The 12,280-nt window shown below is 38.7% G+C and carries 8 protein-coding genes; 3 read left to right on the top strand and 5 right to left on the bottom strand.

The features are described 5' to 3' along the window. Positions 1 to 54: 54 nt before the first annotated feature. A complete protein-coding gene (locus V6C71_20460; protein HEY9770830.1) occupies positions 55 to 657 on the bottom strand; it encodes a DUF6272 family protein in 603 nt (200 codons plus the stop codon). A 50-nt stretch (positions 658 to 707) separates the two neighbouring features. Then, complete coding sequence (locus V6C71_20455) at positions 708 to 2,420, bottom strand: SpoIIE family protein phosphatase (GenBank protein ID HEY9770829.1); 1,713 nt, start codon at positions 2,418 to 2,420, stop codon at positions 708 to 710. A 532-nt stretch (positions 2,421 to 2,952) separates the two neighbouring features. Here V6C71_20455 and V6C71_20450 point away from each other — a divergent pair. Next, positions 2,953 to 5,451, top strand: coding sequence for a diguanylate cyclase (locus tag V6C71_20450; protein ID HEY9770828.1), 2,499 nt, complete (start codon positions 2,953 to 2,955; stop codon positions 5,449 to 5,451). Positions 5,452 to 5,481: 30 nt separating this feature from the next. On the opposite strand, the gene V6C71_20445 is transcribed toward V6C71_20450, so the two are convergent. Continuing rightward, a complete protein-coding gene (locus V6C71_20445) occupies positions 5,482 to 6,819 on the bottom strand; it encodes a histidine phosphatase family protein (GenBank protein HEY9770827.1) in 1,338 nt (445 codons plus the stop codon). A 173-nt stretch (positions 6,820 to 6,992) separates the two neighbouring features. Between V6C71_20445 and V6C71_20440 the strand changes: the two genes are divergently transcribed. Continuing rightward, the gene (locus tag V6C71_20440; GenBank protein ID HEY9770826.1) at positions 6,993 to 8,552 is read left to right on the top strand and encodes a CPBP family glutamic-type intramembrane protease; all 1,560 of its coding nucleotides are present in this window, start codon (positions 6,993 to 6,995) and stop codon (positions 8,550 to 8,552) included. Positions 8,553 to 8,760: 208 nt separating this feature from the next. Here the strand turns inward: V6C71_20440 and V6C71_20435 are convergent, their stop codons facing one another. After that, entirely contained in the window at positions 8,761 to 8,928 is a 168-nt protein-coding gene (locus tag V6C71_20435; GenBank protein HEY9770825.1) for a hypothetical protein, read from the bottom strand. Here V6C71_20435 and V6C71_20430 point away from each other — a divergent pair. Beyond that, positions 8,864 to 9,466 carry a DUF928 domain-containing protein gene (locus V6C71_20430; GenBank protein ID HEY9770824.1) on the top strand — a complete coding sequence of 201 codons (603 nt, stop codon included), beginning with the start codon at positions 8,864 to 8,866 and terminating at the stop codon, positions 9,464 to 9,466. The two genes, V6C71_20435 and V6C71_20430, sit on opposite strands and share 65 nt — an antisense overlap. A gap of 4 nt (positions 9,467 to 9,470) precedes the next feature. Here the strand turns inward: V6C71_20430 and glyS are convergent, their stop codons facing one another. Next, entirely contained in the window at positions 9,471 to 11,612 is a 2,142-nt protein-coding gene (gene glyS, locus V6C71_20425; protein ID HEY9770823.1) for a glycine--tRNA ligase subunit beta, read from the bottom strand. Positions 11,613 to 12,280 lie beyond the last annotated feature (668 nt).

Genomic DNA, 12,280 nt, shown 5'->3' with positions numbered 1-12,280 from the left:
TTAAGACTAAATAATTGTTCCCAATTAGCCATCTTAGCCTTGAAAAAATAAAAATTAAATGGCAAGCTGCACCATTGTCGTGACGGCTATCTCCGCAGATTTTTGAGACAATGGTTCAAATTTCCAGCCTAGCTTAGCACCATAATCATTAAGCATGGTTAGCAGACCCAAGTTAGATTCTCCATGGTTCTCTTCTAAAGCATTATGTTCTAATTGAGCCAAATATAGTTCACTAGGATCGCTATTGAGCAAAGTTTTAATTTTATTTTGAAACTGTTGTGTTTGCTGGATAGTAATACTGTTGGTTAATTGAAAAACAATGCGGTTTGGATTCAAATGAATTTGAATACTAATGGGGAAAGGAGATGTTTCTACGCAATATTTCATCCCATTTTCTAACAGTTCATTAGCAATATAGCCAACGGCACTTTTAACTTCTGCCTGTTTTTGTGTATCTGGCTGCTGATTATCGTTACCCAGAAAAAAGGTACTCAAATAATCGGCTAAAAAATCAGCCGACAAACAATTGTTGCGCCATCTTTGGCGCAGAGGCATTGAGCCAGGAGAAAAACTGAGGATTAAATATTCTTGGCTAGGGGGTAATTTTTGAATGAAGTCGCCTAATATTTGTTCGAGAGCAATATTACTGGCATTCATATAGTTAGTTAATGTATTAGTTAAATAATATTTGGGGTTTTTGAGTAAAGTTATTTTCGTTTAAAGACAACTAAGGTAATATCGTCATAAAGTGGTTCTACACCAATATGCGATCGCAAATCTTGAATAACTGCCTGCCGAATGTTCTGTGCTGACTGTTGCCAATTTTGCTGAACCACCGTACATAGCTGCTTCAAACCATAATGTACCCCTAAACGATTCTCTGCCTCGGTAATACCATCGGTATAGAGTACTACTACCTCATTCTGCTGTAGCGGAATTTGCGCTTGAAACACAAAATCTTCAATTGTTTCTTCTAAGCCAATCGGAAACCCCAAATCTACGGTGTCTATTCTTTCAATTACTCCGCCAGCACGTACAATTAATATTTCTTCATGTTGACCACTGACACTGAGAACGCCATCGCAGTAATCAACCAAGGATAAGGTAAGATTTTTATCAGAATCCATGCGCTGCACGTTTTTGTAGATAGTACGATTAAGCACTTCAAAAAATTGCTTGGGATTAGTTTCGTTATTCTCGATTAGAGTCCGTACCGCAGTCTGTAGCATCAGCATCAGCACTCCACTTTCTAAGCCATGTCCCGACACATCACCAATGCCAATTATGACTCGTCCCTGATGCTGAAAAACATCATAATAGTCTCCTCCAACTTCAGCCGCAGGTTCAGTAAATCCCGCAATTTCTAAAACTTTGATTTGGTTAAGTTCCTTTTCCTTAGGAAGCAACATCGTTTGTAAACGCTGAGTAATTTCTAACTCGGTACTGAGTCGAGTATTTTCAGCCTGAAGGCGATTGTTAAGCTTGCTAATTTTTTGATTCGCCTTGGCTAGCTTTTTGATATAAGAAGATTCTTGATCTCTCAATCTTTTCTGTTCTAAACACGCTCCTAATCTAGCTTTTAGCAATATGAAATTAAATGGTTTTGTCAGATAGTCTGCTGCTCCCATGTTGATGCATTTAACAACGCTATCTATCTGATCTAAAGCCGAAATCATAATAGTAGGGATATATTGCCAAGGACTATTATGAATCCATTGTAGGACTTGATAACCATCGATCTCTGGCATGATAATGTCTAAGAGAATTAAGTCATAAGCTCCTGTCTGAATCATTTGTATGGCTTGTTTGCCGTCCGCAGCCGTAACTGCCTTATAACCCTGCGCTTCTACCTGATTTGCCAGTAACTCTCGATTGGTGATGCTATCGTCCACGATTAAAATAGTGTATGATGCTGCAAGATCGGCAACCGATAGTGAACTCGTATCCATCACCACTTCAGTTTCGGAATCTGCCGCTTGAGAAATATTGGCTGAGTGAGGCACAATCTCAGTTAAAGAGTTGATTTCTTGTAAAAGTTGATTAGCTGCACTATTGATTTTCTCTAGCTCAACTGCAAAATCTTCCTCGATTAAGGGAACTAATTGCCGACAATTATTAATAACTAGTTGAGTTGATTTTTCTAACTCTGTTCTTAATTTTGAATTACTAATAATTTGTTGAAAGTTTAGCTGGCTATTAGACAACTTTGCTGGATCGAAAAAACTATTAATTGAGGCTAATAATTCAATTCCACACTCTCGAATCTGCTCTAATTCACCAAGATATTCAACATCGCGATCGATCTCTTCTATTTCTTCGATAATTATTTCGCTATAGCCAATTATGGCATTAATTGGCATACCTAGTTCCTGGCGCAGGCGAGAGATGAGAGATAACTCAGATTTACTATCAGTGGTCATAGAAAATGGTTATAAATAAACTGGGAAAATACTTTGAATAAGCTATAGTCCCTAGATTCGAGCGATATAACAAAGTAGCTAGCAACCTCAAGCAAAAAACCACAATTTTAATTTCTTGGCGTCAGTCATAGTTGTCGCTAATAGCTCGATCAATATTTTGATCTTGCTAAAAGAGGGATAGGTTATTTGAACCAATGCGATCTTAAAATTCAAACTAAACAGTCTATTCATATGATTCCCAAATTTGCCTCAGAAATAAAGATCGCAAGATAAAGATTTTGTCGAGCCATTGTGAACTTATTCTATGGTGTTGAATTGATAACAATTGGGAATCCCCGCTTCTGATCTAAATCACAGCGATAATGCTATTTTTCTTTTAATTTGTGAATACCGCGTTAATTAATTGAATTAAATATTTTAGATTATATTCTAGAAGTTTAAGCTCAGTAGATTGATCGTCTTAAATTTGATTAGCTTTTAGACCAAAAATATACGTTAGCTGATAGCTATAGTTAATTAGATGTTCTACGAAATGCAATTTAAACTAGGAGAAGTAGCTCAGTTAACGGAAGCTAATTTATCCTCTACCTCAATACCACTGATTCAAAATATTTGCGATGCAGCTATTGTTTTTGATACCAAAAAAAACTGTCTATTTTTAAATCATGCAGCCGAACAAATATTTGGCGATCGCCTAAATATTTCTTTAATTGGAGATTGGATTCGCGACATAATCCAAGATGCGCCACTGCAAGTTATGTTTTTTAAGCTAGAAGAACTTCCTTTTACGCTGGCTTCAATTGACGAATGGCAATTTAAAGAGATGGAAGTGTGGCTAAGTCGGCAAGACGTATCGGATGAATTTTGGCAGGAATTAAATCAACACAAATTGTTAGCTATTCGAGAGCCTAAAGTTAAGCCTACCTATGCTCAAAAATTTGAAGTTTTACAGCCTGAATCTCTAACTACAACTATTAGTTACGATCAATTAACTGGCTTACCTAATTATAATTTACTGCTAGAGTATATCGAACAAGAAATTAGCTTTTGCCAGCAACGGTTAGGTTATAAATTTGTGATTCTTTTTGTTGATGTAAATCGGTTTAAAATAATCAACAGTAGTTTGGGCAGAATCTTAGGCGATCACCTATTAATTGCTATTGCTGAAAGATTGCAAAACTGTCTGCGATCGCACGATTTTATTGCTCGTATGGGTAACGATGAATTTGTTATTTTATTGAGTAATGTTGAACATTTGAATTATGCAACCAACGTTGCTGAAAGAATTTATCGCGAATTAAGCATACCTTTTAATCTTGAGTCATATGAAGTTTTTGTTGAAGCAAGTATCGGTATTGCAGTCGGCAACAAAGAATATAGCAAACCAGAAAATCTCCTCAGAGATGCTGAGTTAGCTGTATCTGATGCTAAAAGACAAAATAAATCTCACTATCAGATTTTCGATCAATCGATGCGTGGTAAAGCTCTGACTTTACTACAGCTAGAAAATGACTTGAGAAGGGCAATCAAACGTGAAGAATTCATGCTGCACTATCAACCTATTATTTCTTTAAGCACTAATAAAATTAAAGGATTTGAAGTATTAGTACGTTGGCGACATCCTGAAAAAGGAATAGTCTCTCCAGGTGAATTTATTCCTCTAGCAGAAGAAACAGGATTAATTATTCCTCTAGGTTTTTGGGTTTTGACAGAAGCCTGCAAACAAATGTGTAGCTGGCAAGTTAAATTTAGGGGTTTACTTGATTGGAAAGTTAGCGTTAATATTTCTAGTAAACAGTTAGGTTTACCCAATTTTGTAGCTCAAATCAAACAAATTTTGCGGGAGACTAAATTAGATCCACATAATTTAAAACTGGAGATTACCGAAAGTTCTTTAGTAGAAGATACTCAGAATACTATTCTCATGCTCAAAGAGCTGAAATCTTTGGGTATCGAGTTTTCTTTGGATGATTTTGGCACTGGTTATTCTTCTTTGAGCTATTTACATCAATTTCCTTTTGATACTCTCAAAATTGACCGTTCTTTTGTTAATAGCGTCGGCGATAATCTTGAAAAATTAGGTATTGTTCGCGCGATCGTTGCTTTAGCTCGTAACCTGGACATGGATACTATTGCTGAAGGTATTGAAACCGTAGATCAGCTAGCTCAGTTGAAGGCTCTAAAATGCGAATATGGTCAGGGATATTATTTGTCCAAACCGTTAGATAAAGAAATATTGGAAAATATTATCGCGACAGATCTTGCCGATCAGCCCAAAGTAGAGCCTGAAGATTATCGATCGCTCTTGGATGAACAAATAGCCCAAGAGCAACTCATATTTATGATCGAACAGCTGCGTCAAGAGTTAAAAGAATTAAAATTAGAAAAAGCCGACCTAGAGATAGTACTAGATAATACCACCGAACACGCTGACCTGGTAGAGTCTCAGCTACACAGCGAAATTTGCGATCGGCAAAAGGCACAAGCAGCATTAAGTCTGGCAAACAGGGAACTAGAAAAGCTTAGTGTACTCGATAGTCTGACTCAGATAGCTAATCGTCGTCGGTTTGATAATTATCTAATTCAAGAGTGGCAAAAGCTTCGGCAAGAGCAAGCTCCACTGTCTCTCATTTTGTGTGACATTGATTATTTTAAGTTCTATAACGATACCTATGGTCATCCCATCGGGGATTATTGTCTCCAGCAGGTTGCTCTAACGATTGAGTTCATCATCGAATCGACTCAAGGATTAGTAGCTCGATATGGAGGAGAGGAATTTGGCATTATTTTACCAAATGTCGATGGAGCAGAGGCTTTGAAGATAGCTAACAAGATTGCGGTTAACGTTGAAAAATTACACGTTACCCATCAAAAATCTCTGGTTAGCGATTATATTACGCTCAGCTTAGGAATACATAGTTTAATTCCTTCTTCTGAATCTAGTCCTGAATTACTAATTGCTCTGGCTGACAAAGCACTGTATGAAGCAAAAGCACAGGGGAGAAATCGGGCTTGTTTATACGCGGATTAAGTGAACTACCCTAATTAAAATGAAGGTAGTTCATAAAGCTCCTGCTGCGGTTTTATCGATAATGCTGCCACCGCCTAAGTGAGTAGTAAGATTGATCGCTTGCAGTACAGGTTTGCCTGATGCACCGTTAGGATAGTCAATGACGCTGACTGCACCATTGCCTTGCTTAATGTTCCAAAAGTTATCTGGTTTTAGACCTAATAAATAGCAAAGAATTACTTTATTGATGGCATCATGGGCCACTACCAATCCTGTTTGGGGTGTGTCAGCGTGGCTATGAGCTGCGACAATCTTATTCCAGGCGGCAACTCCTCTATCCCAAACTTGCTGTAAATTTTCTCCTTCGGGCATTTGTACTGTTTCTGGTCGATCTTTCCACTGCTGAAGTAGTTCGGGATAGTCGGCTTGGATTTCTGCTTCTAACATTCCCTCCCACAAACCATGACAAATTTCAATTAATTCTGGAGTTGTTGCCAATGAGACACCAGGATGTTGTTCGAGAATAATTTCTGCGGTTTCTTTGGGACGCAGCATCGAGCTGGAGACGGCAAAGTCAATTGGGACATTCTGGAGAAACGTACCTGCTTTTCTTCCTTGCGATCGCCCGTTATCATTGAGCGCAATATCCCTAATCCCTTGGAAGCGCGATTCTTTGTTCCAATTGGTCTCTCCGTGGCGCACCAGCAGCAGACGCGGCCCAGAATGGAATGGGCGAACTGGAGGAATCGGAATACCCAAATGGGAAGTTTGATTGAGGGATTCTAGCTGCACAGGATCGCCAAAACCGCCCGTGAAGTTAAGAATATTGATGCAGCAGTTAGATTGTTGAATGTCGTGATAGCGATCGATGTCAATACCAATCGCACTCATAATTAAGCAGCGATTAATGCCATTATGAGCGGTAATCAAGATTGTTGCATCTTGATGTTTGATAATGGTTTCACGCCAGAAATCTTGTGCCTGCTGATAAAGAGAACGAACAGGATAATATTCTCTTCCTTCGATAATCATTTTGAAGTCTTGGGGACGCTCTTTCCAGGAGCGATAATCATCGGCAAACTTAGAGATTACTTCCTCTTTTTTCATCTCTGACCACAGACGGAGATCGATCTCCATTAGTTGCTCCGTGGGTTGCAAAGCAGGAGGATTAGTTAAACTATGATAAATCGTCTCTGCTGTTTGTTTGGCTCGCTGTAGGGGACTACAATAAAAGGCATCAATTTTGAGTTCACTTAAAGCCTTTCCTACCTGTTGCGCATCGGCAATTCCTCGGTCAGTTAAAACAGATTTATCACAACGACCCTGAATTATCTTTTGTGCATTATAGTTGCTTTGTCCATGACGAACGACGATCGCGCGAGTAGCCAACCTTCTAACCCTCTTAATAAATTCACCTCAGTTATTGTATCCACAATTGGGCAAATATACTCTTACTCTGATTATTTGATTGGTTAGCTTAGAGCTTATAGCTGTTAAAACATTGATAACTATTCAAGGAAAAGAGATAATGCCCAATAGCCTTATTACTAATTTCTATCCTGATGACGATAAAACGAGCAATTTTAGCTTTACTGACTATCTTGGCGATCGCTCAAATTAGCTTTTCTTTAAAAAACAGTCTGTCTCAACCTCAAATTCAAAGTCGCCTAGAGCTATATCAAACTAATCTAGTTCTCCACGTAGCAGAGTTTAAATCTAATCCTACAGATGATTTCGATCTAAACGGTGCAGTTAGTTCTTTGGTTGGTGAAGATCCTTATTCGGCTGCGCTTAAAAAGTATCAGCAAGTTCTTACCGAATCGATAATCAGTCGCGATCAGTTTAAATCACAGCTAGAGCAGTTGAACAACTCGGAATTAGGTATTTCCGAAGTAGCAGATAAATCCCAGGTAAATGTTGCTCAGAAAAAACAGTTAAAAGCTCAAATTGCCGAATTAGAGCAGTTTCTTAATGAATTAACTCTAAAACAGGGACTTTTGACCGCGGTGCAGGGTAAACCTGAATCAGCTATTGCAATTTGGGATGAGCAAATTAATCGGCTCGATGATCCTCAAAATCGTTACGTACAGACGGCTACAGTTCTCAAGCAGCTATGGCAGGGGAAGACACCAGAAGCGGAATATAGTGTGGCAACAATTACTAATAACTTAGATAGCTGGTTTCGGTATCAAGCTCTAGCTAAATTTAATCAAGTTAATCAGCTGAGTAAAGATTTGACTTTGCTTCAGGAACAAGAGTTAAAAGTTGCCAGTAACTCAGTATTAAAACTAGCTTTAATTAGTGGCATTCCTGTATTTGGTGGGATAGCTGGGGTAATTATACTTGTCTCTTTAATTATTCAAAGATTGGTTAAGCCAGAACAGGCAATTATTGCAACTAATAGTAGTATTACCTGGAAAACGCCTTGGAATTGGGAAATAACCTGGCAAGTTTTAATTGTAGGCTTTTTCTTTATTAGTCAATTTGTTTTGCCTTTGTTGTTAGCTATTTTGCAGATTAATCCAGTTAACTCGCCTTTAAGAATTAAAGCTTTATATGTTTTAGGTACTTATATCTTGATGGCTGTAGGAGGTATTTCAGTCTTATATTTTTCAATTAAATCATTTTTGCCCCTGCCCGAAGATTGGTTTAAATTTAAACTCAAATCTAATTGGTTTGTGTGGGGTTTGGGCGGTTATTTAGTTGCTATTCCCTTGGTGTTGTTAGTATCTCTAATTAATCAGCAGATTTGGCAGGGACAAGGAGGAAGTAATCCTTTGTTGTTTCTAGCTTTACAAGCACAGGATAAGGTAGCGCTGGCGGTATTTTTTGGTACTGCATCGATCGCAGCCCCAGTTTTTGAAGAGATTATGTTTCGGGGTTTTCTGTTACCCTCATTAACTCGCTACATCTCGGTTAGCGGTGCAATTGTTATGAGCGGGTTTATTTTTGCGATCGCTCATTTGAGTTTATCGGAAGTCTTGCCTCTAGCGACGCTAGGTATAGTATTAGGTGTAGTTTATACGCGATCGCGCAATCTTTTAGCTCCTATGTTGCTTCACTGTCTTTGGAACAGTGGAACTTTAATTAGCCTGTTTGTTTTAGGCAGTGGAGTTCAGTAGTAACTAAATAAAATAGCCAAAATTGACTAATTTCCCCATACTAATATGTAATTCATTTAACATTGAATCTTAGTCAGATAAATAATTACAGATACAAATTTAGAATTGCAGGCTGTTAGGGAAATAAATGAGCTAAAAATGAGAAGTAACTTGACCATAATCATTACCTGTTTGCTGTTTCCCTGTCTTTGTGTTAGCGCAAATTAAACTAACGAACAGCAAGCTGCATCCGCATCTCTATCCAAGCGGAAAAATCCCCAGACTGCGAAGAGAGATAGTAGTGATAATAGTGAAGATCTAGACTTCTCAGAATACTGGGTCGTCCAGGACAGCAAACTGCGGGGGAAAGCCGAGGTAGCTGTGCTAATGCTGCCAAACCCCTGGAAGCGGTAATACCTGTATCTCACTCCGGGAAAACTGTTGCAGCACACCCTAGTTTTTGGGTCTATTTGCCTGATACTGACCAACAAATAAATCAGATGGAATTTGTCCTTCAAAATGAAGCTAGAGAAGATATTTGGCGCTCGCCAAAGTTAAACGCCAAACCAGAATATAAAAACTTTGCTTTACCAGAAAAGGAACCTGCATTAAAAATTGGTCAATGGTATCGCTGGTATGTAAAAGTATACTGTGACTCTCAAGTTGCTTCTACTCAATATGTTCAAGGTTGGATCGAGCGAATTTCTTTGACTTCCAAACTATATTTAGAACTACAGCAAAACTCACTAAATCTTCACCTTACTTATGGCAATCATCATATTTGGTATGATGCGATCGATCAGCTGCTGAGACTTTATCAAAGCAACCCTCAAAGTCTAGCTTTAGAACAAGATTGGCAAGCTTTTATTAAAGCCAAAGGAGTGCAATTACAGCAGCTACCGAGCATAGGAGGTAGTCGAGTCAGTAATCAATAATTATCTACCCTTTGACTATCGCGCCAAAATCCGCTAGAATTCTGGCATGATTTCGTAGCAAACCCAAAAGATTTAACCTATTGCGCTTGACATCGGGATTTTCTGCCATAACCAAGACGCTATTTTCTCCGTCAAAAAAGTTACTGACTACAGGAGCAATTTTTGCTAACCCATCAATTAAAGATTGATAATTACGTTCTTGTTGGGAAGCTTCTGTTTGCGGTAATAGTTCCATTAGTGCTTGATAAAAAGCTCGTTCACAAGACTGCTCGAATAACTCAGGATTAATTAGGTCTTGAGGATCTAAAGCTTGAGTATTCAAATCACCTTGAGCTGCCAAACGTGCCGAACGATTAATCGTTTCATAGATTTCGTTGAGCTTGCCGCTGTCGCGTGTCTCTTGTAGGAATAAAGCGCGATCGCGAATATCTAATAAATCTGCTAAAGCTCTTACGGTGTATTCACAATCGTTGTCGCCCACCACCGCATTGACTAGATCGTAATCAATATTCTTTTCGTCTAGTAAAGTTCTAAGGCGCTGGATAAAGAACTCTTGTAAAGCTGCTATTGGCGACTCGCAATCTGAATGTGCTGACACAAAATCTGCTGCACCCTGTTCGAGTAATTGATTCAGATTAATTGGTAGATTTGCTGACCAAGTAATGTTAACCACCCCGTTTGCTGCACGGCGCAGGGCAAAAGGATCTGACGAGCCAGTCGGAATCATACCCAAACCAAAGATTCCGATTAAAGTGTCCAAGCGATCGGCTAAACCGACTACCTGACCATTTAGAGTTGTCGGCATCAAATCATCTGCGCCTCTAGGCAAATAATGTTCAAAAATTCCTTTAGCCACTGTAGGGGACTCGCCACTTACAACCGCATATTTTTCTCCCATTACTCCCTGTAGTTCGGGAAACTCATAAACCATTTGTGTTACCAAATCGGCTTTACACAAAAGGGCGGTGCTTTCAATTTCGTTTTGTTGTTCTTCATCAACTCCTAGCTGTTCGGCGATAGTTTTCGCCATATCAATAATGCGATCGACCTTATCCCGCATTGAGCCTAAATCTTCTTGAAAAGTAACTGTTTCTAACTGAGGCAGATAAGTATCGAGATGTTCATCACAGTCTGCCTGATAAAAGAACTGAGCATCTGCCAACCTAGCGCGAATGACCCTACCGTTTCCTTCGGCAATGACTTGTTTTTGGTTTGGATCGCCGTTAGAAATAGTAATAAAGTTAGGTAATAATGTACCCTCGTCACCCTCTTGATGTACGGGAAAGTAACGCTGATGGCTAACCATTACAGTAGTAATTACCTCTGTCGGTAATCTCAAAAAATTTGCTTCAAACTCACCTGTTACTGCGGTGGGATATTCTACTAAATCTACTACTTCTTCGAGTAAATCGGGGTAAATCTGCGCTTTTGCGCCAATACTTTGAGCTTCAGCCAAAACACCTGCTTTGATCTTTTCTTTTCTGGCTGTAGAATCCACTTCTACAGCCGCAGAGCGCATAGTCTCTACATAGTCTGTGGCTTGAGTAATGGTTACTGTATTAGGATGTAAAACACGATGTCCGCGACTAGTGCGATCGCTCGCGATCCTCTCTGAACCATTAATTAATTCCAGAGGCAAAACTTCACTATCCCATAACGCTACTAGCCACCGAATCGGACGAGGAAAACGCAAATCTCCATCTCCCCAGCGCATAAAGCGTTTACCTTCTAATCCAGTAATCCACTGAGGACATAATTCCTGTAAAATTTCTCTTGTCTTACGACCTTTAATTTGTTTTTGAACAAAGACAAACTCTCCTTTGGGAGTATCGCGAATTTCTAAATCTGCTAAATTTACTCCCTGCTTACGAACGAATCCTTCGGCGGCTTTGGTGGGTTGCCCATCCTTAAATGCTGCTCTCACAGGAGGACCTTTTATTTCTTCTTCTCGGTCTACTTGCCGCTCGGAGATATCTTTTATTAACACGGCTAAACGGCGGGGAGTCGCATAATATTCGATTACTGCGGGGTTTAAAAACTCCTGGGATAAGCTGCTAGGGATTTTAGTCTGCCATTGCGCGATCGCACTACTAACAAAATCTGCGGGTAATTCTTCTGTCCCTACTTCCAATAAAAAATTAGCCATAAAAGAGATTTACTTATTGCCGTATCGTTTAAACAACGATAGCAGTTATCCGTGGTTCATTTTCAGTTATTCCCTTCTCCCAGTAGATTAAAAAGTTAAATGATTTACCATGCAGGCAAATAAAATTGATTAACCTAGTTTTGTCTTTTAAGTCCCCCGTATTTTCTGATTATGTTGAAAATAAAATAAGTGACAAATTTAAGTTACAAATTGCGATCGCTTTGCCTGGACGAAGTTCAATCGCTTTCCAGTTATTTGAATCCAAATTGTTATTTTCCAACACGTTCGTTCAAAGGTTTTAAAAATTACTTAATTTAAAATTACTTTTAAATCAAACCAGATGACTTGCTCAAACGAATAATCCCAGAAAAACGCAAAAAACTGCCTTGTATGTACAAGGCAGTTTTTTAATGTATGTAATTTTAATGTTTAGTTCAGGGTGTATTCAATATAGACATCATTTGAGTTGATAATTTCTAGGCTTCCCCAGGACTCTAAATCTTTGAGATAATTTAGGTTCTGCTTCGTATTTTTAATTTTGCCTAGCAATCTATTTTTGGTTTTTATAGCGTTGCTTCTTAGAGTGTAGTTATTCATTAATTTTTACCTGTTAGACTCGATATTCGTACTTACCAATTTGTCAACAGTATAAATACTAATAGTTAAAT

It is taken from the genome of Coleofasciculaceae cyanobacterium, assembly GCA_036703275.1.
GTDB lineage: Bacteria > Cyanobacteriota > Cyanobacteriia > Cyanobacteriales > Xenococcaceae > Waterburya.
This window is presented reverse-complemented; position numbering and strand designations above follow the sequence as displayed.